Raw genomic sequence first — 23,734 nt, 5'->3', positions numbered from 1 at the left:
GCGGCGACTCTGGGAGACCGGCAAGGACAAGAAAGGCACGCTCGATCCGCGCATCGAGTGGAACCCCTCAGAGGCGACCGCAAGGGCCAGCACAGCATCAGACTCAACGATCAATGGCGCATCTGCTTCACGTGGACTGCCCACGGCCCGATCGACTGTGAGATCTGCGACTGCCGCCAAGAGGACTGATGAGCACCACCCACCTCATCCACCCCGGCGTCATCCTCCGCGACGAGTTCCTGGAGCCGCTGGACATCAGCGCAGACACGGCGGTTCGTCCGGCGCGCTGCTTCGGCACCTCAGAGGCGTTCTGGATGAACCTCCAGAGCACCTACGACCTGTCGAAGGAGCACGCTGATCACGAGGACGAGCTCCAGGCCATCCAGCCGCTCACCCTGACCTGAGAGTCGTCGCCGGACGCACCTCCTGTGAGCTCCTGCGAGCGCACGAGGTCGCAGGCTCCCCTCGCACCTCTCTGCGATGTTCGTCGCGCCCGGCCGGTCACTCCCCCGGCTGCGGTTCGGTGTAGAAGGCCGTCGCCCGTGCTTCAGCAGCACGCGCCTGACCCTCCTCGGTGCCGGCGGCCACGGAGGCCGCCGCCCAGCGGATGCTGGCCCCGGCGATGAACTCGCGGGCCTCCGGCGTGGTCACCCAGGCTGATTCTTCGACGGGACGACTGCGGCCGGCCCGCAGATGATGCGCCAGCCCCAGCAGCGTCAGGTCCCAGCCGACGCCGGCGGCGCCGGGGCCGTACTCTCGCCAGAAGGTCTCGGGACACCGGTCGTGGTGCTCGAGCACCAGGCGCGCGGCCGCCGTCGCCTCCGCCTGCTCGACCGGTTCGCAGCGCACCGTCACTCGCGAGATGTCCTCGCCGAATTCCCAGGTCACCTGCAGCTCCCCGGAGTCCTGCGGCGAGCGCGGCGGTCGGCAGGCCTCCACGATGCCGCTCGCCGCAGCCTCGACCTCGAAGCGTCCACCCTCGCGCAGCTCCCCGGAGACCGGATGCAGCCACTGCGCCAGACGGTCCGGCGAGGTCAGCGCCTGCCAGAGCTGCTCGACGCCGACGGCATGGACCTGGGCCAGACGCAGTGTGACGGCGAGCTCGCCGTCGTCCGCCGCGACATCGGAGGGGTCTCCGATCCCGCCGGGTCCCGCTCCCCCAGGCCCCCGCTCGCTCGACAGCTCGCGCGTCACCGCCTCGAGCTGCCCGTCGGCCTCGATGATCGCCTCGCCCCGCGCATCCGTCTGCATGGCTCCATTCACGCACCGCGGCGCCCTTCGACGCCAGCCTCGGCGCCGACGTCGGGGCTGAGCACAGCGTGTTCGCCTCGACGTCGCATGTCATTCACATCACGATGGTGAGATCGGGCGGCGGCGCGCCCCGGCCCCGCGGCCGGACGTCGCCGCCCGATCACGACGCACCGTCGACACACTCCACCACCGACGATGAGGAACCACCCTATGGATGTCCCCTCCGACCCGACCGGCGCCGCCGGCGCCCCGGGCCCTCGACGGTCCCGCAGCCGCGGCCTGGCCGCCGTCGTCGCCGGCGCCGGCCTGACCGCCGCGCTGCTGGCCCCCGTCTCCGCGTCGGCCGCCCCGCAGCAGCCCGCCCAGACCGAGCAGGCCGCACAGACCGAGCTCGCCGCTCAGCAGGAGAGCGCCGACGTCGTCATCAGCGAGGTCTACACCACCGGCGCCGGCACCGACGCCGCCTTCGACCAGCGCTTCATCGAGCTGCAGAACACCGGCGAGACGGCCGTGGACCTCTCCGGCTGGTCGATCAACTACCGCCCCTCCTCGCGCGGCGAGGACAGCCTCACGCCGTCGGGGCACACCGACCTCAGCGGCACCGTCGAGCCCGGCGGCCACTATCTGATCTCCAACCCCGGTCTCTCCGCCGGCGACGGACAGGCCCTGCCTCAGCCCGACGAGCACCTCGGCGGGGCGACGGCCATGCGCGACGGCGTCATCTGGCTCTCCGACTCCGACCAGCCGATCGACGTGCCGCTGGGCGATGTCCAGGACGTCGAGGGCGTGGTCGACCTGCTCGGCTACGGCGACGCCAACACTGTCGAGACCGCGGCCGCCGACTCGGTCTCAGGCAGCTCGGACGTGCGCTCGATGGTGCGCACCGACGGAGTCGACACCGACGACAACTCCGCGGACTTCACGCTGTCGTCGACGATCACCCCGACCAACAGCGCCGGCGAGCAGATCGTCCACGAGGGCGGCGGCGAGAACGGCGGCGACGGCGGCTCCGGCGAGGGCGACCGGAACGAGCCGGTCGAGCTGGCGATCGACGAGATCCCGCGCAGCCTGGACGCGAGCGAGAACGAGCTGCTCGAGCAGCCGGTCACCGTCAGCGGCGTGGTCACCGCCGCCTACCCGACCGGCGGCTTCGACGGCTTCGTCGTCCAGACCCCGGGCACCGGCGGCGACGTCGACCTCGACGAGCACACCGCCTCGGACGCGGTCTTCGTCTACTCCCCGTGGCAGGTCGGCGAGGTCTCCGTCGGCGACCACGTCGAGCTCACCGCCGACGTGACGACCTACTCCGGCCAGGTCCAGCTCTCCCTCTACGCCGGGTCCGACCAGACCCCGGAGCACGCGCTGGCCCAGCTCGACGAGCCGGCCGAGGCGATCAAGCCCGCCGTCGTCGAGTTCCCGGAGACCGAGGCCGAGCGGCAGAGCCTGGCGGGGATGCTCATCGACCCGCAGGGCAGCTACACGGTCACCGACAACTACACGCTGAACCAGTACGGCGAGCTCGGCGTCGTCGCCGGCTCCGAGCCCCTGTCCACGCCGACCGACGTCGTCGCCCCCGGCGAACAGGCCCAGGCACTGGCCGCCGAGAACGCCGAGCGGCTCTTCTACCTGGACGACGGCTCCTCGACGAATCTCAGCCGCTCCCCCGGCTGGGATCAGGAGCTGCCCTACATCACCGCCGAGGACCCGGTGCGCATCGGCGCCGAGGTGCAGTGGGAGCAGCCGGTGATCGTCGACCACCGCTACGACGAGTGGCGGCTGCAGCCCACCGGGCATCTCACCGGCGAGACCGCCGAGCAGGTCCAGCCGGCGTCGATCGAGGACACCCGCGCCGGGGAGCAGCAGCCCGCCGCGCCTGAAGGCGACGTGCGGCTGGCCAGCTTCAACGTGCTGAACTACTTCGTCCACCTCGGTGAGGACGAACAGGGCTGCGACTATTACAGCGACCGCGACGGCGAGCCGACCACCACGGACTGGTGCACCGCCCGCGGCGCCTACTCGCAGGAGTCCTTCGAGCGGCAGCAGACCAAGATCGTCTCGGCGATCAACGCGCTGGACGCCGACGTCGTCGCGCTGCAGGAGATCGAGAACTCCGCGCACTTCACCGACGACGCCGACCGCGACCTGGCCATGCAGAACCTGGTCGAGGCGCTCAACGCCGACGCCGGCTCCGCGGAGTGGGCCGCTGTGGCCAGCCCTGAGGAGACCCCGGCGGTCGGGGACGAGGACGTGATCCGCAACGGCTTCATCCACCGCGTCGACGCCGTCGAGCCGGTGGGCGACTCGCGGATCCTCTTCGACGAGGGCATCGACGACATCATGACCGACGAGCTGTCGGCCCTCGACGTCGGGTCGATCTTCTCCAACGCCCGCGAGCCGCTGGCGCAGCAGTTCCAGCCGGTCGACGGCGGCGAGGACGACCGCTTCTTCGCGATCGTCAACCACCTCAAGTCCAAGGGCTCGGCGCCCGACGACGGCCCGAACGCCGAGACCGGCGACGGCCAGGGCGCGTGGAACGCCGCCCGCCAGGAGCAGGCCGGGGCTCTGGACGCCTTCGCCGACGCGCTGGCCGCCGACACCGGCACCGAGCGGGTCTTCCTGATGGGCGACTTCAACTCCTACACCCAGGAGGACCCGCTGCAGGTGCTCGCCGACGGCGGCTTCAGCAACCTCGCCGCCGACGCCGGCGACACCTACGCCTACGACGGCCAGGTCGGTTCACTGGACCACGTCCTCGGCACGGAGGCCGCGGCGGACTCGGTGGTGCAGACCGACATCTGGAACATCAACTCGGTCGAGCCGATCGCGGCGGAGTACAGCCGCTACAACGGCAGCGCCACCGATCTCTACGCCCCGGGCCAGTGGCGGGCCTCCGACCACGATCCGGTCATCGTCGACATCGCCCTGGGCTCCGACGGCGGCTCAGATGGCGGTTCCGGCGAGGACGGCTCCGGCGACGACTCCGGGAACCCGGGCCCGGGTCAGGGTCCTCCCGAGGGCAAGGGCCACAACCGGGATGACCACCCGGGCAACGGGCCGGGCCAGAACAACGGCAACGGGAACGGCAACAACGGCCACGGGAACGGCACACGGGGAACGATGGCAACGGCCGCGGGAACTGACCCCGAGGCTCGTGGCTGAGGGGCCTTCCCGCCCGCCGACCGTCCCGGTCTCATGAGAAGAGCCCGTCGGCTCCCCCGCAGGCAGCTGCGGAGGAGCCGACGGGCTCTTCTCATGCCGGAGCGGCTCAGCGGCTCTGCTGCTGGCTCGGCGGGGAGACGATCGCGTCGACGCGCTGGAAGGACTTCAGGTCCGAGTAGCCGGTGGCGGCCATCGCCCGGCGCAGCCCGCCCATCAGATTCGACGAGCCGTCGGTGTGGTGGCTCGGGCCCCACAGGACCTCCTCCAGCGGACCGACGGTGCCCACGTGGGTGCGGTGCCCGCGCGGGAAGTCCGGGTGCACCGCCTCCGGGCCCCAGTGCCAGCCGCGGCCGGGGGCCTCCTCCGCCCGGGCCAGGGTGGTGCCGAGCATGACCGCGTCGGCGCCCATGCCCAGGGCCTTGACGATGTCACCGGAGGTGCCCAGTCCGCCGTCGGCGATGACGTGGACATAGCGGCCGCCGGACTCGTCGAGGTAGTCGCGGCGGGCGGCGGCGATGTCGCTGATGGCGGTGGCCATCGGCACGCGGATGCCCATCGCCCGGCGGGTCGTCGTCGACGATCCCCCGCCGAAGCCGACCAGCACGCCGGCCGCACCGGTGCGCATCAGGTGCAGCGCCGGGGTGTAGCCGGCGGCGCCGCCGACGATCACCGGCACGTCGAGCTCGTAGATGAACTCCTTGAGGTTCAGCGGGTCGCCGTTCTGCGAGACGTGCTCGGCCGAGACCGTGGTGCCGCGGATGACGAACATGTCCACGCCGGCCTCGACGACCGTCTGGTAGAACTCCTGGGTCCGCTGCGGGGTCAGCGAGCCGGAGACCACCACCCCGGCCTCGCGGATCTCCGCCAGTCGGGCGGTGATCAGCTCGGCCTTGATCGGCTCGGAGTACAGCCGCTGCAGCCGCTCGGTGTTCGCCGGCGAGACCTCCTGGGCCTCCAGCTCGGCGATCTCGGCCAGCACCGGCTCCGGGTCCTCGTAGCGGGTCCACAGCCCCTCGAGGTTCAGCACGCCCAGGCCGCCGAGCCGCCCCAGCGCGATGGCGGTCGCCGGCGACATCACCGAGTCCATCGGCGCTCCGATGACCGGCATGTCGAAGTCATAGGCGTCGATCTGCCAGTCGAGGCTCACCTCCTGGGGGCTGCGCGTGCGGCGGTTGGGCACCACGGCGACGTCGTCCAGCGCCCAGCCGCGGACGCCCGACTTCGCCAGGCCGATCGGGATCTCGTTGGTCACGTCTCTGTTCCTCCTCGCCGACCCGGACGGGCGGCATCGTGGTCTCGTCGCGGGCCCGTGCCGGGCCCGCCGGCGACGGCGCGCGTCGCCTCAGCGGCTCCAGTCCTCCCGCCGGCGGGCGGCGTCCCAGAAGTGGTGCTCATAGACGCATCCGCGGCGGAAGGCCGCCAGCATCCGCGCCCGCAGCGGCTCGTCGGCCTCCTCGTAGAGCGCCTCGAAGATGCCGCAGGCCTCTTCGACGGCGGCGTCGTACTCCGGGTCGGAGTAGGTCTCCACCCAGCGCCGGTAGGGATGCTCGGCCATGCCCTCGCCGATCGTCTCCACCAGGTGCCGGCCGACCTCGGCGTAGACCCAGAAGCAGGGCAGCACGGCGGCGACGGCCACCTCGTGCTCGTCGACGGCGGCGGTGGCCACGAGCCAGGAGGTGTAGCCCAGCGTCGTCGGCGAGGGCACGACCTCGCCGTCGTCGCCGGCCAGCTCCGCGGCGATCGAGGCGAACTGCCGCGACTCCATCAGCTGGGCCTGCATGGCCTGCTCCTCGGCGATGGTCTCCGAGGTCGCCCGCGCCCAGAAGCGCATCTGGTCGCGGTCCCGGGCGCCGGCGGCCAGCAGCGTCATCGCCCGGCCGTAGCCGGCCAGATACGCCGCGTCCTGCTGGATGTAGTGCACGAAGGTCGCCGTCGGCAGGGTGCCGTCGGCCAGCTCGGCGAGGAACTCGAGGCCGGCGATGTCGACCAGCGCCTCGCGCGCCTGACGCCAGGCGGTGCGGCAGTGCGCGCCCACCCTCAGAGCGGGCGCGTCCACGTACGACGCCGGCGCCGGCGTCGGCTGGGATGCGGCCATCACGACCCTCCTCTCGTCCTGCGCGGGCCCGTCTCGTCGGCGGCGCGACCGCCGCTGGCGCGCCGCCGGCGGACTCAGCGCTGGTAGTTCGGCGCCTCGACCGTCATGGAGATGTCGTGCGGGTGGGACTCCTTGAGTCCGGCGGGGGTGATCCGCACGAAGCTGCTGTGCGCCTTGAGCTCGTCGACGGTGTGCGCGCCGACGTAGAACATCGTCTGGCGGAGCCCGCCGACCAGCTGGTGCAGCACCGCCGAGAGCGGGCCGCGGTAGGGCACGCGCCCCTCGACGCCCTCGGGGATGAGCTCCTCGTCCTCGGGGACGTCGGCCTGGAAGTAGCGGTCCTTGGAGTAGGAGGTGTTCTTCCCGCGGGTCTGCATCGCGCCCATCGACCCCATGCCGCGGTAAGCCTTGAACTGCTTGCCGTTGGAGAAGACCAGGTCGCCCGGGGACTCCGCGGCGCCGGCCAGCAGCGAGCCGAGCATCACCGAGTCGGCGCCGGCGACCAGCGCCTTGCCGATGTCGCCGGGGTGCTGCAGCCCGCCGTCGGCGATCAGCGGCACGCCGGCCGGGCGGGCCGCCTTGGCCGACTCGTGGATCGCGGTGATCTGCGGGACGCCGACGCCGGCGACCACGCGGGTGGTGCAGATCGAGCCCGGCCCGACGCCGACCTTGATCGCGTCCGCCCCGGCGTCGACCAGCGCCTGGGCGCCGCGACGGGTGGCGGCCTGGCCGCCGATGACGTCGACGCCGGCGGCGGCCGGCTCGGCCTTGAGCTTGGCGATCATGTCCAGCACACCGCGGGTGTGGCCGTTGGCGGTGTCCACGACCAGCGTGTCCACGCCGGCCTCGACCAGGCTCATCGCGCGGTCGAAGCCCTCGCCGAAGAAGCCCACGGCCGCGCCCACGCGCAGCCGGCCCTCGGCATCCTTGGTGGCCTGCGGGTACTTGTCGGCCTTGTCGAAGTCCTTGACGGTGATCAGCCCGGTCAGCCGGCCGGCGTCGTCGACCAGCGGCAGCTTCTCCACGCGGTGCTCGGAGAAGAGTCGGATGACCTCCTCGGAGGCGATGCCGTCGCGCGCGGTGATCAGCGGCTGGGCGGTCATCTTCTCGTAGACCTTCGTGGTCAGGTAGTCCTCGGCCGGGACGAAGCGGATGTCGCGGTTGGTGATGATGCCCAGCAGCGTCTTCTCCGCGTCGACCACCGGCAGTCCGGAGACGCGGTAGTGGGCGCAGAGGTCGTCGAGGTCCTTCAGCGTCGCGTCCGGGGTGATGGTCACCGGGTCGGAGATCATCCCCGACTCGGAGCGCTTGACCTTGTCGACCTGCCGGACCTGGTCCTCGATGGAGAGGTTGCGGTGCAGGATCCCGATGCCGCCCTGGCGGGCCATCGCGATGGCCATCGGCGCCTCGGTGACGGTGTCCATCGCCGCCGAGACCACCGGAGCGCTGATCTCGATGCCGCGGGAGAGCCGCGTGGCGGTGTCCGCCTCGGAGGGGATGACGTCGGTCTCGCCGGGGAGCAGGAGGACGTCGTCGTAGGTCAGCCCCACGAGGGCGAAGGGGTCGTGGGAGTCAGCGGGAGTCTCAGTCACTGGTGCCTCTCAGAGGGAGTCTGGCGGGATCCGGGCCGACCCCGATTCTACTGCCGCGGGGACGCCCGCCGCACACTGTGCCGGTCGGTGCCGGTCGACCGCCCGTGCGGCCTCGGGCGGGGCTGCGCGCCGGGTCGCACGCCGGGCCACGCACGGAGCCCCGCGCCGAGCTGGCCGCCCCGGCACGGACCGGCGCGAGGAGCGGCCTCCGCCCGCCGTCGCCGGCTTTAGCACTCTGCTTGACCGAGTGCTAAAGCCGTCCTAAAGTCTATCGTGGCACCCACCACCGCGGGGTGCCCGTCGCGCCGGGCCGTCACCCGGGGCGACGAGCCTGACGGGGCACCATCCGGCACCGCGACGACGGTTGGTCACTCCCAAGGCGCGCAACACACCTCCGAGCCCGTCACTTCCCGGCGTCACCTGGGAGGGCAGGGCCCGACCGCAACCGAGATCGACTTCACGCAAAGGAGAGTACTGACGTGTCAGTCTCCATCAAGCCCCTCGAGGATCGCATTGTTGTCCGCCCCCTGGAAGCTGAGCAGACCACCGCTTCCGGCCTGGTGATCCCGGACACCGCCCAGGAGAAGCCCCAGGAGGGCCAGGTCGTGGCCGTCGGCCCGGGCCGCGTCGACGACAAGGGCAACCGTGTGCCCGTCGACGTCAACGAGGGCGACGTCGTCATCTACTCGAAGTTCGGCGGCACCGAGGTCAAGACCGGCGGCGACGAGTTCCTCGTGCTGAACTCGCGCGACGTCCTGGCCGTCGTCGAGAAGTGATCTCGGGCTCCCCGAGCTCTCTCGACACCCGAACATCGACTCTGTTCTGACTCTCTGTAAGGAGCAGCAAGCACATGGCAAAGCAGCTTGAGTTCGACGATGCCGCCCGGAAGGCACTCGAGGCCGGCATCGACAAGCTCGCCGACACCGTCAAGGTGACGCTCGGCCCCAAGGGCCGCAACGTCGTCCTCGACAAGTCCTGGGGCGCTCCGACCATCACCAACGACGGCGTGACCATCGCCCGCGAGATCGAGGTCGAGGACTCCTACGAGAACCTCGGCGCCCAGCTCGCCAAGGAGGTCGCCACCAAGACCAACGACGTCGCCGGCGACGGCACCACCACTGCGACGGTGCTGGCCCAGGCGCTGGTCAAGGAAGGCCTGCGCAACGTGGCCGCCGGTGCGGCCCCGAGCGAGATCAAGCGCGGCATCGAGGTCGCCGTCGAGGCGATCACCGAGCGCCTGCGCACCAACGCCCGCGAGGTCTCCGGCCAGCAGGAGGTCTCCTACGTCGGTGCGATCTCCGCGCAGGACGACGAGGTCGGCGAGCTGCTGGCCCGCGCGTTCGACGCGGTCGGCACCGAGGGCGTCATCACCATCGAGGAGTCCTCGACGACGTCGACCGAGCTCGACATCACCGAGGGCATGCAGTTCGACAAGGGCTACCTCTCCCCGCACTTCGTCACCGACGGCGAGCGGCAGGAGGCGGTCCTCGAGGACGCCTACATCCTGATCCACCAGGGCAAGATCTCCAACGTGCAGGAGTTCCTGCCCGTGCTGGAGAAGGTCATGCAGACCAAGAAGCCGCTGTTCATCATCGCCGAGGACGTCGAGGGCGAGGCCCTGTCGACTCTGGTGGTGAACAAGCTCAAGGGCACGCTGAACGTCGCGGCCGTCAAGGCCCCCGGCTTCGGCGACCGCCGCAAGGCCATGCTCGAGGACATCGCGGTGCTCACCGGCGGCCAGGTCATCTCCTCGGAGCTGGGCCTGAAGCTGGACCAGGTCGACCTCGACGCGCTGGGCACCGCCCGCCGCGTCACGGTCACCAAGGACTCCACCACGATCGTCGACGGCGCCGGCTCCGCGGAGGACGTCCAGGCACGTGCGGCGACCATCAAGGCCCAGGCCGACGCGACCGACTCCGAGTGGGACCGCGAGAAGCTGCAGGAGCGGCTGGCCAAGCTGGCCGGCGGCATCGGCGTCATCAAGGTCGGCGCCGCCACCGAGGTGGAGCTCAAGGAGCGCAAGCACCGCATCGAGGACGCCGTGTCCTCCACGCGTGCCGCGCTCGAGGAGGGCATCGTCGCCGGCGGCGGCACGGCGCTGATCAACGCGCTGTCCGCCCTGGACGAGGACTCGACGGTCCAGGAGCTCTCCGACGACGCCGCCGCCGCAGTGGGCATCGTCCGCCGCGCGCTGGTCCAGCCGCTGCGCTGGATCGCGCAGAACGCCGGCGAGGACGGCTTCGTCGTCGCCTCCAAGGTGGCGGACCTGGAGCCGAACCACGGCTTCAACGCCAAGACCGGCGAGTACGGCGACCTCATCGCGGCCGGCGTCATCGACCCGGTCAAGGTGACCCGTTCGGCGCTGCAGAACGCCGCCTCCATCGCGGCGCTGGTGCTGACCACCGAGACGCTGATCGTCGACAAGAAGGACCAGGAGGACGAGGGCTGACCCTCGTCTGATCGACCTCCTGCCGATCGACCGGCACAGGACGGGGCCCGGGAGCTGCTGCTCCCGGGCCCCTTCTCGTGCGAGGGGCGGCCCGACGCCGCCTGCCCTCGGTCTCGCGCGCCCCTCCGCAGCGCGCGTCCCTCCGATCCGCCCCCTCCCCGTCGATCCCTCCCCATCGAGTGGTCATTCCTGACGGCGTCTCGGGCGCGACACGCCGCTTGAGACCGTGAGATCCCGTCATACGTGACCACTCAGTGCCGGGCCAGAGCATCCAGAGTCCCGCGCGGCATCCGACGCTCCTGCCATAGAATGATCCCCATCACGGATTACATCGATGAAGGAGTCCGCTGCATGTCCGCCGAACAGCCCGCCCACCCCGAGGCCTCCGCCCGCACCCGCCCGACGTCGCCCGTCGCCCCGGCCGTCCCGCGCATCGGTGCGCTGCGCCCGCTGGGCGTGGACGAGGTCCGGCTGGAGGGCGGGTTCTGGGGATCCCGCCAGGAGCTCAACCGCTCGACGACGATCCCCCACGCCGAGCACTGGGTCGAGGCGATGGGCTGGGCGCCGAACTTCGATCTAGCCGCGATGGGGAGCCTGCCCGAGGGCCGGCGCGGCACGGAGTTCGCCGACTCCGAGGTCTACAAGCTGCTCGAGGGGATGGCCTGGGAAGTCGGCCGCACCGGCGACGCCGCCCTCGACGCCCGCCTGCGCCGACTCGTCGGACGGGTCGCCGCCGCCCAGGAGGACGACGGATATCTGCACACCGCCTTCGGCCGCGCGGGCCAGCCGCCGCGGTATTCGAACCTCGAATGGGGCCACGAGCTCTACTGCTTCGGACACCTGATCCAGGCCGGCGTCGCCCGGCTGCGCACCCGCGGCGAGGACCAGCTGGTCCGCGTCGCCCGCGCCGTCGCCGACCACGTCTGCACGGAGTTCGGCGGCCCGGACGACACCCGGCTCGGCGGGCACCCGGAGATCGAGACCGCCCTGGCCGAGCTCTCCCGAGCGACGGGCGATCCCCGATACCTGGAGCAGGCCCGGCTCTTCGTCGAGCGCCGCGGCCGCGGCCACCTCGGCGAGATCGGCTTCGGCCCGGAGTACTTCCAGGACGACGCCCCGATCCGCGAGGCCGAGGTGCTGCGCGGCCACGCGGTGCGCGCGCTGTACCTGGCCTCCGGCGCCGTCGACGTCGGCGTCGACACCGGCGACGCCGAGCTCGTCGCCGCCGTCGACCGGCAGATGCGGACCACGCTCGCGCGGCGGACCTATCTGACCGGAGCCATGGGCGCCCGGCACGACGGCGAGGCCTTCGGCGGGGACTTCATGCTGCCGCCGGACCGCGCCTACGCCGAGTCCTGCGCCGGCATCGCCTCAGTGCAGACGAACCAGCGACTGCTCCTCCACGACGCCGCCGCGCGGCATGCCGACGTCGTCGAGCGCACGCTGTACAACGTGGTCGCCGCCGCCGTCGGCGAGGACGGGGCCAGCTTCTTCTACACCAATCCGCTGCACCAGCGGACCGCGGGCCGCGCGCCGGCGTCCGACGAGGTCAGCCCGCGGGCGGCCTCCAGCGTACGGGCGCCGTGGTTCGCCGTCTCCTGCTGCCCGACGAACCTCATCCGCACGATCGCCTCGCTGGGGACGCTGCTCGGCGGCGTCGGCGGAGAGGACGGGAAGGAGCTGCACGTGCACCACTTCATGCCGGCGACAGTGCGCACCCGGTTCGACGACGGCGCCGAGGTGGCGCTGCAGCTGCGCACCGCCTACCCCGACGACGGCCGGGTGACGGTCACCGCGCTCGAGGCGCCGGAGGATGGAGCGGCGGTGCGGCTGCGGGTGCCCTCCTGGGCCGCCGGGGCGCAGCTCATCGGGCCCGAGGGCGAGGCGCTGCCCGCCCGGGCCGGAGAGATGACTGAGCCGGTGCGGCTGAACTCCGAGGAGTCGCTGACGCTGGAGCTGCCCGTCGAGCCGCGGCTGACCCGGGCGGATCCGCGCGTCGACGCCGTCCGCGGCCAGGTCGCCGTCGAGCAGGGGCCGCTGGTGCTGGCGCTGGAGTCCCCGGACCTGACCGCCGCCGGGCTGACGGAGGACGTCGCCGCCGCCGAGCTGGTCACAGAGCGGATGCCGGAGCGACGCGACGGGCGGACCTGGGCGCAGGTGCGCACCCGGCCGCTGCCGGAGGGCGCCTGGCCGTACCGGTCGACGTCGGACGACGGCGCGGCCGCGGACGCCGGGAAGGTCGCCGACGTCGCCCTCGTCCCGTACCACGCCTGGGCCGATCGGGGCCCGTCGACGATGCGGGTCTGGATCCCCGAGGCCTGAGCCGAGCCGCTTCCTCACGCTGAGTGGTCACTTCTGCCCGGACTCCGGGGCCGACACGCCGTGAGATACCGTCAGAGATGACCACTCAGCACTGAGGAGGGAGCATCGATGAGCCTCGGCCGCCTGACCGCCGTGTACGCCCCCGTGCTCGCCGTGCTCTGCGGCACCGCCTATGTGCTCGCGACGGTCCACGGCATCCACCTCGGCGACCAGGAGCCGGCCTCCTGGGCCGAAGAAGGCTCGTTCACCGTGCCGCGCCTGCTCGGCGTCGTCCTGCTGGGCGCCGCCGGCGGCCTCCCGATCGCCCACCTGCACCGGCGTCGGCGCGCGAACGACGAGGCCTCGGCGGCCGCACGCGGCAGGGGCTGAGCAGCAGATCCGGGCGCACGAGGGGCCCGGGAGGCGGATCCTGCGGACCGCGTCCCGGGCCCTTCCTGCGTCTCGCCGCCGAGCGGTCACTTCTGCCCGGGTTCCGGGGCCGACACGCCGTGCGGCGCCGTGCGACGCCGTGCGACGCCGTCAGATATGACCACTCGACGCATGGGCCGGGGCCGGGCCGCCGCCCCGGCCCGGGATGTCAGCGCCTCGCCGCGGTCTCCCGCTGCGGATCCGGCTCGCCGGGCAGGGCGCCGTCGGCCCGCCGCTCCCAGAACTCCGCGTTGCGGATGCCGACCTCGCGCGGATCGAACTGCGGGTCACGACCGGCCTTGAGCTGCTTCCGGTAGTCGCGCAGCGCCTTGAACGCCGGCCCCTGCAGGATCAGGATGCCGACGATGTTCAGCCAGGCCATGAGCCCGACGCCGATGTCGCCGATCGACCAGGCCTGCCCGCCGGCGCCCATCGCGCCGTAGAAGACCACGATCAGGATCATCACCTGCAGCGCGGCCAGCGCGGCCCGCTGGAAGGTCTGGTTCTTCACCCGGCGGATCGCATAGGTCAGGTTCGTCTCCGCCATGTAGTAGTAGTAGACCACCGTCGAGAAGGCGAAGAAGGTCAGCGCGACCGCCAGCAGGATCGCGCCGGCGCCCTGCAGCGAGGAGTCGAGTGCGGCCTGCGTGTACTCCACGTCCATCCCCGGCTCGGCCTCGAAGCCCAGCCCGTCGGCGTAGCCGCCGAAGCTCACCAGCGACTCCGCCTCGCCGAAGACGCGGTACATGCCCGTCGACAGGATCAGGAACGCAGTGGCCGAGCAGACGATCAGCGTGTCGATGTAGACCGCGAAGGCCTGCACCAGACCCTGCTTGGCCGGGTGGGAGACCTCGGTGGCCGCGGCGGCATGCGGGCCGGTGCCCTGGCCGGCCTCGTTGGAGTAGATGCCGCGCTGGACGCCGTAGCTGATGGCCACGCCGAGCATGCCGCCGAAGGCCGAGTGCACGCCGAATGCCGAGGAGACGATCAGCCGGACCATGTCCGGGATCTCGGTGATGTTGAACAGCACCACCACGATGGCGACCAGCAGGTAGAACGCCGCCATGATCGGCACGACGCGGGCGGTGAAGGCGGCGATGCGCTTCACGCCGCCGATGATGATGGTGCCCAGCACCAGAGCCAGCACGACGCCGACCATCCACTTGTCGATGGCCGGGACCGCGTTGGTGACCGCCGTGGCCATCGTCGAGGTCTGGATCCCCGGCAGGAAGATGCCCAGCGCGACGACCGAGGCCATCGCGAAGCACCAGGCGTAGATCGTCAGCGGGATCCGCGCCCAGGTGTGCCGATAGGCGCGCTCGAAGTAGAACGCCGGCCCGCCGCGATACTCGCCGGTGCGCGGGTCACGCTCCTTGTAGATCTGAGCCAGCGTCGACTCGATGAACGAGGTCGCCGCACCCAGCAGCGCCACGACCCACATCCACAGCACCGCGCCGGGGCCGCCGACGGCGATGGCGCCGGCCACGCCGGCGATGTTGCCCGCTCCCACGCGCCCCGACAGCGACATGGTCAACGCCTGGAACGGCGAGATGCCGTCGGCCGAGCTGCCGCCGCGGACGATGCTGCGGATCATGTTCGGCAGTCCGGTGATCTGGATCAGCCCCGAGCGCAGCGTGAACCAGAGTCCGGCTCCCAGACAGAGCCAGACGAGCCAGTCGCTCCACACGACGTCGAGCGCTCCTTCGATGAATGCATCCATGCTGTGCTTCCCTCTCTCGCCCGTCGACGACGGCGGCGGGCCGGGATCTCCGACGCCCTCGCCGGCTCCCCTTCGGATGTGAACGGTGCCCGCCGTCGACGCTGCATGTGTCCTGACTCACAGTGAGTCTCGCGGAGAAGAGTAGCACCCGGGAGTTCCTGTCGTGCGGCATCAGCGCCGCGCCGCCCGGATCCACGCGCGCCCGCGGTTCCCGAGCCCCCCGACGGCGGGGACTTGCTGACCCTCACGATATGCTGACCGGCGTGGATCGCAGGACTCCCCCGCCCGACGCCGCCCCGGCCGCACCGACCGCACCGCTCGATGCGGGCACGCGCCGGCTGCTGATCATCGAGCTGGTCCTGGTGCTGGCGCTCTCGCTGGGCCGCAGCGCCGTCTATGCCGTGCTCGAGCTGGCCGAACGCCTGTCGCGGGGCCCGCTGGGCGAGCAGACCGCCACAGTGCAGACTTCCCAGTCGCGGCTGGAGATCTTCGACGCCGCCTACCAGGTCCTGGACAGCGTCTTCGCCCTCGCGCCGGCCGCGCTGGCGCTGTTCCTGCTGCACCTGCACCGTGCCGGCGGCTCGCCGCACCCGTTCCGGCGGCTCGGTCTGGATCTGCGCCGGCCCGGGCGCGACATCGCCGTCGGGCTGGGCCTCTTCGGCCTCATCGGCGCCGGCACGCTGCTGGTCTATCTGGCCGGCCGCAGCCTGGGCATCACCGCCGAGCTCGTCCCGGCCGACGTCGCCGCCCACTGGTGGACCCCGGCGGTGCTGCTGCTGGCCGCGCTGCGCCACGGGCTGGTCGAGGAGATCATCATGGTCGGCTGGTTCCTCGACCGCTGCCGGCGGCTGGCCCCGCGCACCTCGCCCTGGGTGCTCGTGGTGCTCTCCGCCGTGATCCGCGGGGCCTATCACCTCTATCAGGGGATCGGGCCGGGGATCGGCAATCTGCTGATGGGACTGATCTTCGGCGCGCTGTATCTGCGCACCGGCCGGGTCATGCCGCTGGTGATCGCCCACGTGCTGCTCGACGCCGTGGCCTTCCTGGCCTTCCCGCTGGTGCTGCAGGCCACCGGACTCGGCGCCCTGCTGGGCGGCTGAGCTCCGCCGCCCGGCTCAGCCGCGGACGAGCTCGACCAGCCCCTCCGTGGGGTCGCTGATCTGGGCGAAGGACTCGTCGTAGACCGACTCGGGCAGCAGGTACGGGTCGACGACGTCGTCGTCGCGGCCGGCCTGCCCCGCCGATGAGCGCGCGGCGTCGAGCAGCGGCACGACGGCGGCGAAGCGGTCGGCGATCGAGGCGTCCGCGCCCACGGCGTCGTCCAGCTGGGCGGCGTCGACGTGCTCGAGCAGCCGCCCGAGCTCGCGGATGGTGAAGGTCCGCTCCGCGGCCTGGGGCACCTCGTCGAGCAGGTCGGCGACGTGGACCCGGGTGGCGGTGAGGATCAGATCCGCCTCCTCGATCATCGCCGCGGTGACCTGCTCGGCGACGAAGTCGTCCACGGCGGCCCCGGCGGCGGCCACCCGCCGCTTCATCGGCGGCTGCATGTCCTCGCCGTCGTGGGCGAAGGTCCCGCCCGAATGCACTCGGACCTCCGGCGCGTCGGCGACGGCGCGGGCGAGCAGCCGCTCCATCGCCGGCGAGCGGCAGATGTTGCCGGTGCACACGGTCAGCACGGTGAAGGTCATGCGGTCCTCTCTGATGAGCAGAATGGTCGGAACAGACGGCACGGGCGGCTCCGGCGGGTCCGGAGCGACGGATCGTCCCCGTCAGAGCCGCAGGGCGGACTCGGCCGCCCGCAGCGTGGGCGCGGCGTAGCCGGGCCCGAAGAGCACCCAGTGGGCGAGCAGCGGGAAGAGCTGGTGCAGCGGCACGCGGTCCTCGACGCCGTCGCGCAGCGGGGCGGTGCGCTGATACCCCTGCATCACCCGGTCCAGATGCGGCAGCCCGAACAGCCGCAGCATCCCCAGGTCGGCCTCGCGATGACCGGCGTGGGCGGCCGGATCGATGAGCACCGCCTCGACGGCGCCGCTCCCCCGGCCGCGCTCGGCCGGGGCGGCGCGCCAGAGCACGTTGCCGGCCCACAGATCGCCGTGGATCCGCGCCGGCGGCTCGTCGTCGTCCAGCGCGCCGGAGGCGATCCGGTCGCGGACACGCTGCAGCAGTCGGCGGGAGTCGCCGTCGGCGGCCCAGGGCCCGGCGTCCAGCTCGGCGAGCAGCGGGTCGAGCCGCTCGCCGGCGTGGAAGGCGCCCCAGGAGTCATGGGTGCCGGCGCCGACGTCGCGCAGGTCCTCGGCCGGACCGAAGAACGGGGCGACGCCGGCAGGGTGCTCCTCCGGCAGCGCACCGAAGGGCGGGGGCTGACCCTGCGCGGCGAGCGAGCGGTGCGTGATCGCCAGCGCGGCTCCGAAGGCCTCGGCCGCCTGCGGATCCGGGCGGGCCTCGACGATCTCCTCCAGCTCCAGGAGCCCGTCGGCGGCGGCCTCGACGCCGACGACGGCCGCGCCGCCGGACGACGCCGGCTCGGCGAGCCAGCGCAGTCCGGCGGCCTCGACCAGCGCGGCCTCGGGGCGGTCGGCGGGGACGGACTTGCGATGCGTCATGGGCGGCTCAGGAGACTCCCAGCTTCTCCATGACGATCTCGCGGACCTTGCCCGCGTCGGCCTGGCCCTGGGTCTCCTTCATGACCGGACCGATGAGCGCGCCGATGGCCTTGAGCTTGCCGGCGGCGACCTTCTCCACCACGTCGGGGTTCTCGTCCATGGCCTTCTCCACCGCGGCGGTCAGCGCCCCGTCGTCGGAGACGACCTCCAGGCCGCGGGCGGAGACGATCTCGGCCGGCGAGCCCTCGCCGTCGAGGTGGAACTCCAGCACCTGCCGGGCGATCTTGTCGTTGATCCTCCCCTCGTCGATGAGGCCGGCGAGCTCGATGATCGTCGCCGGCTGCACGCCCAGCGCCGTCGGCTCGACGTCGCGGGCGTTGGCCAGCCGGGAGATCTCGCCCATCCACCACTTGCGGGCGGTGGCCGGCGAGGCTCCGGAGCCCACCGTCTCCTCGATCTCGTCGAGCAGCCCGGCGGCGACGACGTCGCGGAACTCCGCGTCGGAGTAGCCCCACGACTCGCGCAGCCGACGGCGGCGCTCGGCCGGCGGCTCGGGCAGCGTGGTGCGCAGCTGCTCGATCCACGCGGGCGAGGAGACGATCGGCACCAGGTCCGGCTCCGGGAAGTACCGGTAGTCGTCGGCGTCGGACTTGGGACGGCCCGAGCTGGTGGTCCGGGTCTCCTCCTTCCAGTGCCGGGTCTCCTGCACGATCGACCCGCCGGCGGCGAGCACCCCGGCGTGGCGGCGGATCTCGAAGGTGACGGCGTGCTCGACGGCACGCATGGAGTTGACGTTCTTGGTCTCCGACCGGGTGCCGAAGGCGTCGCCGTCCTTGGGCATCAGCGAGACGTTGGCGTCGCAGCGGACGTTGCCGCGCTCCATCCTCGCGTCGGAGATGTCCAGAGCCTTGACCACGTCGCGGATGGCGCTGACGTAGGCCCGCGCGATCTCCGGGGCGCGGGAGCCGGCGCCGACGATCGGCTTGGTGACGATCTCGATCAGCGGCACGCCGGCGCGGTTGTAGTCCACCAGCGAGGAGTCCGCGCCCTGGATCCGGCCGGAGCCGCCCTGGTGGGTCAGCTTGCCGGCGTCCTCCTCCATGTGGGCGCGCTCGATCTCCACGCGGAAGATCTCGCCGTCGTCGAGTTCGACGTCCAGCCAGCCGTCGTGGGCGATGGGCTCGTCGTACTGCGAGGTCTGCCAGTTCTTCGGAGTGTCCGGGTAGAAGTACTGCTTGCGCGCGAAGCGGCAGGACTCGGCGATGTCGCAGTTCAGCGCCAGGCCGAGCCGGATCGCCGACTCCACGGCCTGCTCGTTGACCACCGGCAGCGCGCCCGGCAGGCCCAGGCAGACCGGGCTGACGTTGGTGTTCGGCTCGTCGCCGAAGGCGTTCGGCGCCGCGGAGAACATCTTGGTGGCGGTGTTCAGCTCGACGTGGACCTCGAAGCCGAGGACCGGGTCGAACTGCTCCAGCGCGTCCTCGAAGGACAGCGGAGCGGCGTCGGGGAGCGTCTCAGTCATGGAAGTCCTCACTCTCCCGCGGTCTGGGCCGCGGCGGTCGGCAGCTCGGGGGCACGGGCCCAGAGGGGCTCGGCGTCGGCGGACAGCAGAGCCTCCAGGGCGCCGGCGGCGCGGTAGACCCGGGCGTCCTCGCGGGCCGGGGCCAGGAACTGGATGCCCACCGGCAGCGCGGCGCCGTCCCCGTCGGAGGCCAGCCCGCCCGGCACCGAGATGCCGGGGATGCCGGCGAGGTTCGCCGGGATGGTGGCGACGTCGTTGAGGTACATCGCCAGCGGGTCGTCCAGCTTCTCGCCCAGCGGGAAGGCCACAGTCGGCGCCGTCGGCGAGATCAGCACGTCGGCCTGCTCGAAGGCGGCGGCGAAGTCGCGCTGGATCAGCGTGCGCACCTTCTGCGCCGAGCCGTAGTAGGCGTCGTAGTAGCCGGCCGAGAGCGCGTAGGTGCCCAGGATGATGCGCCGCTTGACCTCGTCGCCGAAGCCGGCCGCCCGGGTCGCGCCCATCACGCGCTCGATGGTCAGCGGCCCGTCCTCGGGCTCGACGCGCGCGCCGTAGCGCACGCCGTCGAAACGGGCCAGGTTCGAGGACGCCTCCGAGGGCATGATCAGGTAGTAGGCGCTCAGCGCGTGCTCGAAGCTCGGGCAGTCGACCTCGACGATCTCCGCACCCGCGGCGCGCAGCGCCTCCAGCGACTCCTGGAAGCGCGCGAGCACGCCCTCCTGGTAGCCCTCGCCCTGCAGCTGCTTGATGACGCCGATCCGCAGGCCGGAGACGTCGGTGGTCCGCGCCGCCGCCCCGAAGGCCGGGACCTCGTCGGGCAGCGAGGTGGAGTCCTTCGGGTCGTGGCCGGCGATCAGCTCGTGCAGCAGGGCCGCGTCCTCGGTGGTGCGGGCCACCGGGCCGATCTGGTCCAGCGAGGAGGCCATCGCGATGGCCCCGTAGCGCGAGACCGAGCCGTAGGTGGGCTTGGTGCCCACGGTGCCGGTGACCGCGCCGGGCTGGCGGATGGAGCCGCCGGTGTCGGTGCCCAGCGCCAGCGGGGCCTCGAAGGCCGCGACGGCGGCGGCCGAGCCGCCGCCCGAGCCGCCGGGGATGCGGTCGGTGTCCCAGGGGTTGCGGGTCACTCCGTAGGCGGAGTGCTCGGTGGAGGAGCCCATGGCGAACTCGTCGAGGTTGGTCTTGCCCAGGATCGGCAGCTTCGCCGCGCGGATCCGCTCGACGACGGTGGCGTCGTAGGGGCTCATCCAGTCCTCGAGCATCCTCGAGCCGGCGGTGGTCGGCTGGCCGACGGTGACGATCAGGTCCTTGACCGCGATCGGCACCCCGGCCAGCGGGTGCAGCGCCTCGGCCTCGGCGCCGCCGGCCGCGCGAACGGCGTCGACCTCCTCAGCGGTGGCCAGCGCCTCGTCGCGGGAGACGTGGAGGAAGGCGTTCAGGCCGGCCTCGCCGCCGTCGACGGCATCGATGCGGTCCAGGTGGGCGCGCACCAGCTCCACGGAGGTGATCTCGCCGGCGGCCAGCTTCGCCGCCATCTGCGCGGCGGTCAGTCGGGTGATCTCTGCAGTCATCGCTCGCCTCACTCCTCGTCCAGGATCGCGGGGACCTTGAAGCGCCCGTCCTCGGCGTCCGGCGCGTTGCTCAGCGCCTGCTCGGCGGTCAGCATCTCGCCGACCTCGTCGCGGCGGAAGACGTTGGTCAGCGGCAGCGGGTGGCTGGTCGCCGGCACGTCGGCGTCGACGGCCTCCGAGACCTTCTTGACCGAGTCGACGATGACGTCGAGCTCGCCGGCCATCGTGGTGAGCTCCTCGTCGGTCATGCTGATATGGGCGAGTTTCGCAAGATGCTCGACGTCGGCGCGCGAGATCTCAGACATGCAGCTCCCTCGAGACATGTAGGGGAAAGATCGGAATGGGTCGACGCCAGTCTACTGGGCACGTCGCGACGACGCCTGCTCGCCGCCGGCGCCCGGCACCGCGGCGGCCGTCGACGCCCGCCGCGCGGGATGCCGCGCTCAGTTCGCCCAGCGGTATCGGTGCTCCGGGCGGCCGGCCGAGCCGTACTGCAGCCGCAGCTCGGCCCGCTTCTCGGTGCACAGGTGCTCCAGATAGCGGCGGGCCGTCACGCGGGCGATCCCCGTCGCCTCGGAGACCTCGGCGGCGGAGAGGTCGCCGGCGGCGCCGCGCAGCGTCTCGGCGACCAGCGTAGCCGTCGTCGCCGTCAGGCCCTTGGGCAGCGCGGCCGAGGACGTCGGCCGCAGCAGCGAGATCAGCTGGTCGACGTCGCCCTGGGTGACGGTGCTCAGCCGATCGGCGGTCCGCCGCATCGCCGCGTAGCGCTCCAGCACCTCGCGCAGCGTGGCCAGCGGGAAGGGCTTGAGCAGGTAGTGCAGCGCCCCGGACTGCAGGGCGGTGCGCACATGGGCGAGCTCGCGCAGCGCGGTGATGACGACGACGTCGACCAGTCCGGCGCCGGTGGCCTGGCCGGGGCCGCGCATCTCGCGCAGCACGTCCAGGCCGGGGCGGTCGGGCAGGAAGAGGTCGAGCAGCACCAGGTCCGGGGCGTGGCGCTGGACGGCCGCCACGGCCGAGGCGGCGGTGTGTTCGACGTCGACGACCTCGAAGCCGGCCGTCGAGTCCACCAGCTCCCGGTGGTTCTGCGCGACGCGGGCGTCGTCGTCGACGATCAGCACGCGGATCATCGGTCCTCCTCCTGGTCCTCCGGGACGGGCGCGCCGCCCGGCGTCGACGGCTCCGGCGGTTCCGCCGGCTCCGACGGTTCCGTCGGCTCCGGGGTCTCCTGCCGCTCGCGCGGCACGTACGCGCTGAACGTGGTCTCCTCCTCGACGTCGACGACGACGTCGCCGCCGCGTCGCCGGCAGGCCTGCCGGACCAGCGCCAGGCCCAGTCCGCGGTCGGACTCGCCGGCTCCGGACTTGGTGCTGAACCCGGCGGCGAAGACCTGCTCCTGCCCGGCGGCCAGCCCCGGCCCGGAGTCGGTCACCCGGATCTCGACGACCCGCCGGCCCTCGAGCGCGTGCTGCCGGACGAGCAGCTCCACGCGTCCGCGGGCGCCGGCGGCGTCCAGGGCGTTGTCCACCAGGTTGCCGATGATCAGCAGCAGATCGTCGCGCAGCCCGGGCTCGAGATCGTCGGGCAGGCTGCTCAGCTCGGCCAGAGTGAACTCGACCTGCCGCTCGGCTGCCTGGGCGGCCTTCGCCAGCGTCAGTGCGGCGACGGCGGGGTCGGCCAGCCGCTCGGCGATCTCGGCGCCGTCGCGCGTGGTCTCGGCCGACAGCTCCGCGACGAAGGCCCGGGCCCGGTCCACCGCGCCGAGCTCGAGCATCCCGGCGATGGTGTGGATCCGGTTGGCGAACTCGTGGCGCTGGGCGCGCAGCCCGCGGGTGACGGTCTGGGCGCCGTCGAGCTGCTCGGCCAGCCGGCGCAGGTCGGTCTGGTCGCGCAGCGTGATCACTGTGCCGCCGCCGGGCTCCTCGGGGCGCACCCGACGGCGTCGGCAGATCAGGATCCGGTCACCGGCGGCGAGCAGCTCGCCCGCGTCCTCGGATCCCGGCTCCGCGGAGTGCCCGGCCTGTCCACCCGGCCCGTCGACCAGCGCCGTCGCGAGATCCTCGTCGAGCCCCAGCTGGTGCGGCGAGCGCCCCAGCACCTCCGCATCCTCGGCGGGCAGTCCGAGCAGCCGGCGCGCCGGCGGATTGGCCAGCACGATGCGCCCGTCCTGGTCGAGGGCCAGCACGCCGTCGCCGATGGCGTGCAGCAGGGCTTCACGGCTGTCGAGCAGCTCGGCGATCTGCTCCGGCTCCAATCCGCGGGTCTGGGCCCGGATGCTGCGGGCCAGCAGATGCGCCCCTCCCCCGCCGAGCAGCAGGACCAGCCCGGAGACGCCGAGGATGTACGGGATGTCCTCGCGCGAGGCGACGCGCACGTCGCCGGCGAGGATCCCGGCGGAGACGTAGCCGGTGACCGTCTCGCCGTCGTCTGCGCGGACCGGCACGCGGGCGCGCAGCGTCAGCCCCGCGGGGCCGCGCTCGGTGCCCGTCCAGGTCTCGCCCTCCAGCACCGGCGTCGGGTCGGTGTGCGGGGGCTTGCCGATGGCCTCCTCGACCGGGTGGGACTGGCGGATGCCGTGGCGGTCGACGATGACGATGTAGCGGAATCCCGAGGCCTGTCGCAGCGTCTCGGCCAGCGGCGCCAGCGTCTCGGAGGGGTCTTCGGCGGTGAGGTCCTCGCGCACCCGCGGCATGGCCGCGACCGTCTCGGCCATGGTCATCGCGCGATGTTCGTACTCGATCTGGACCTCGCGGCGCTCGTGGACGAACCACAGTGAGCCGACAGCCAGCACGATGCCGACGAGCAGCAGCACGTTGACCAGGAAGAGCCGGCGACTCAGCGGGATGCGCCGACGGCGGGAGGCGGCCATAGGTCCTCCCCTCGTCGGCGGCCGGGGCGGACGGCCGATCCGCCCGCGATGTACGTGACCACTATGACCATTATCGCGGCTGTGTGCACAACGACGTGACCCGCCTCACGCCTCCCCCAGGATGTGTCGGAGACCTCACCGGGGATCCGCACCCCAGTCCCGCACCGGGACCGGATCCC

At 72.3% G+C, this 23,734-nt stretch carries 19 protein-coding genes; 7 read left to right on the top strand and 12 right to left on the bottom strand.

The window, feature by feature from the left end; translation table 11 throughout:
* Nucleotides 1-188 precede the first annotated feature (188 nt).
* Entirely contained in the window at nt 189-404 is a 216-nt protein-coding gene (locus ABD652_RS07350; protein WP_344719781.1) for a helix-turn-helix transcriptional regulator, read from the top strand.
* 97 nt (nt 405-501) lie between these two features.
* On the opposite strand, the gene ABD652_RS07345 is transcribed toward ABD652_RS07350, so the two are convergent.
* Entirely contained in the window at nt 502-1,251 is a 750-nt protein-coding gene (locus ABD652_RS07345; protein ID WP_344719779.1) for an SRPBCC domain-containing protein, read from the bottom strand.
* A 210-nt stretch (nt 1,252-1,461) separates the two neighbouring features.
* On the opposite strand from ABD652_RS07345, the gene ABD652_RS07340 reads away from it, so the two are divergent.
* On the top strand, nt 1,462-4,410 hold the full coding sequence (locus ABD652_RS07340; RefSeq protein ID WP_344719777.1) for an ExeM/NucH family extracellular endonuclease: 2,949 nt from the start codon (nt 1,462-1,464) through the stop codon (nt 4,408-4,410).
* Nucleotides 4,411-4,516: 106 nt separating this feature from the next.
* Here the strand turns inward: ABD652_RS07340 and ABD652_RS07335 are convergent, their stop codons facing one another.
* From ABD652_RS07335 to guaB, 3 genes are all read right to left on the bottom strand, one after another.
* Nucleotides 4,517-5,662, bottom strand: a complete 1,146-nt coding sequence (locus ABD652_RS07335; protein WP_153142972.1) for a GuaB3 family IMP dehydrogenase-related protein — start codon at nt 5,660-5,662, stop codon at nt 4,517-4,519.
* Nucleotides 5,663-5,752: 90 nt separating this feature from the next.
* Nucleotides 5,753-6,505, bottom strand: coding sequence for a TenA family protein (locus tag ABD652_RS07330; RefSeq protein WP_344719774.1), 753 nt, complete (start codon nt 6,503-6,505; stop codon nt 5,753-5,755).
* A 74-nt stretch (nt 6,506-6,579) separates the two neighbouring features.
* Nucleotides 6,580-8,097: an IMP dehydrogenase gene (gene guaB, locus ABD652_RS07325; protein WP_153142970.1), complete on the bottom strand. Its 1,518-nt coding sequence runs from the start codon at nt 8,095-8,097 to the stop codon at nt 6,580-6,582.
* Between the two features lie 479 nt (nt 8,098-8,576).
* Here guaB and groES point away from each other — a divergent pair, with 479 nt between their 5' ends.
* The 4 genes from groES to ABD652_RS07305 all read left to right on the top strand — a co-directional run bounded on the left by groES (nt 8,577) and on the right by ABD652_RS07305 (nt 13,237).
* The gene (gene groES, locus ABD652_RS07320; RefSeq protein ID WP_010524466.1) at nt 8,577-8,873 is read left to right on the top strand and encodes a co-chaperone GroES; all 297 of its coding nucleotides are present in this window, start codon (nt 8,577-8,579) and stop codon (nt 8,871-8,873) included.
* 74 nt (nt 8,874-8,947) lie between these two features.
* Entirely contained in the window at nt 8,948-10,546 is a 1,599-nt protein-coding gene (gene groL / locus ABD652_RS07315) for a chaperonin GroEL (RefSeq protein WP_344719770.1), read from the top strand.
* Between the two features lie 351 nt (nt 10,547-10,897).
* A complete protein-coding gene (locus tag ABD652_RS07310; protein ID WP_344719768.1) occupies nt 10,898-12,868 on the top strand; it encodes a glycoside hydrolase family 127 protein in 1,971 nt (656 codons plus the stop codon).
* Nucleotides 12,869-12,976: 108 nt separating this feature from the next.
* Entirely contained in the window at nt 12,977-13,237 is a 261-nt protein-coding gene (locus ABD652_RS07305; RefSeq protein WP_344719766.1) for a hypothetical protein, read from the top strand.
* Nucleotides 13,238-13,445: 208 nt separating this feature from the next.
* Here ABD652_RS07305 and ABD652_RS07300 read toward each other — a convergent pair whose 3' ends face one another.
* On the bottom strand, nt 13,446-14,996 hold the full coding sequence (locus tag ABD652_RS07300) for an alanine/glycine:cation symporter family protein (RefSeq protein WP_344719764.1): 1,551 nt from the start codon (nt 14,994-14,996) through the stop codon (nt 13,446-13,448).
* 263 nt (nt 14,997-15,259) lie between these two features.
* Here ABD652_RS07300 and ABD652_RS07295 point away from each other — a divergent pair, with 263 nt between their 5' ends.
* Complete coding sequence (locus ABD652_RS07295; protein ID WP_344719762.1) at nt 15,260-16,096, top strand: CPBP family intramembrane glutamic endopeptidase; 837 nt, start codon at nt 15,260-15,262, stop codon at nt 16,094-16,096.
* A gap of 15 nt (nt 16,097-16,111) precedes the next feature.
* Here the strand turns inward: ABD652_RS07295 and ABD652_RS07290 are convergent, their stop codons facing one another.
* The 7 genes from ABD652_RS07290 to ABD652_RS07260 all read right to left on the bottom strand — a co-directional run bounded on the left by ABD652_RS07290 (nt 16,112) and on the right by ABD652_RS07260 (nt 23,555).
* The gene (locus tag ABD652_RS07290) at nt 16,112-16,684 is read right to left on the bottom strand and encodes an arsenate reductase/protein-tyrosine-phosphatase family protein (protein WP_344719760.1); all 573 of its coding nucleotides are present in this window, start codon (nt 16,682-16,684) and stop codon (nt 16,112-16,114) included.
* Between the two features lie 81 nt (nt 16,685-16,765).
* On the bottom strand, nt 16,766-17,599 hold the full coding sequence (locus ABD652_RS07285) for a fructosamine kinase family protein (protein WP_344719758.1): 834 nt from the start codon (nt 17,597-17,599) through the stop codon (nt 16,766-16,768).
* 7 nt (nt 17,600-17,606) lie between these two features.
* Nucleotides 17,607-19,121: an Asp-tRNA(Asn)/Glu-tRNA(Gln) amidotransferase subunit GatB gene (gene gatB / locus ABD652_RS07280; protein ID WP_344719756.1), complete on the bottom strand. Its 1,515-nt coding sequence runs from the start codon at nt 19,119-19,121 to the stop codon at nt 17,607-17,609.
* A gap of 8 nt (nt 19,122-19,129) precedes the next feature.
* On the bottom strand, nt 19,130-20,686 hold the full coding sequence (gene gatA / locus ABD652_RS07275; RefSeq protein ID WP_344719754.1) for an Asp-tRNA(Asn)/Glu-tRNA(Gln) amidotransferase subunit GatA: 1,557 nt from the start codon (nt 20,684-20,686) through the stop codon (nt 19,130-19,132).
* Nucleotides 20,687-20,694: 8 nt separating this feature from the next.
* Nucleotides 20,695-20,991, bottom strand: coding sequence for an Asp-tRNA(Asn)/Glu-tRNA(Gln) amidotransferase subunit GatC (gatC, locus tag ABD652_RS07270; protein ID WP_153142961.1), 297 nt, complete (start codon nt 20,989-20,991; stop codon nt 20,695-20,697).
* Between the two features lie 138 nt (nt 20,992-21,129).
* A complete protein-coding gene (locus ABD652_RS07265) occupies nt 21,130-21,816 on the bottom strand; it encodes a response regulator (RefSeq protein WP_344719750.1) in 687 nt (228 codons plus the stop codon).
* Nucleotides 21,813-23,555: a sensor histidine kinase gene (locus tag ABD652_RS07260; RefSeq protein WP_344719748.1), complete on the bottom strand. Its 1,743-nt coding sequence runs from the start codon at nt 23,553-23,555 to the stop codon at nt 21,813-21,815. The genes ABD652_RS07265 and ABD652_RS07260 overlap by 4 nt, the downstream gene beginning before the upstream one ends.
* Between the last annotated feature and the right edge of the window lie 179 nt (nt 23,556-23,734).

Origin of the sequence: Nesterenkonia halobia, assembly GCF_039536005.1 — a bacterium.
GTDB classification, from domain to species: Bacteria; Actinomycetota; Actinomycetes; order Actinomycetales; family Micrococcaceae; genus Nesterenkonia; species Nesterenkonia halobia.
Note: the sequence above shows the minus strand (reverse complement) of the source record. Positions and strands in the feature narration are given on the sequence as shown.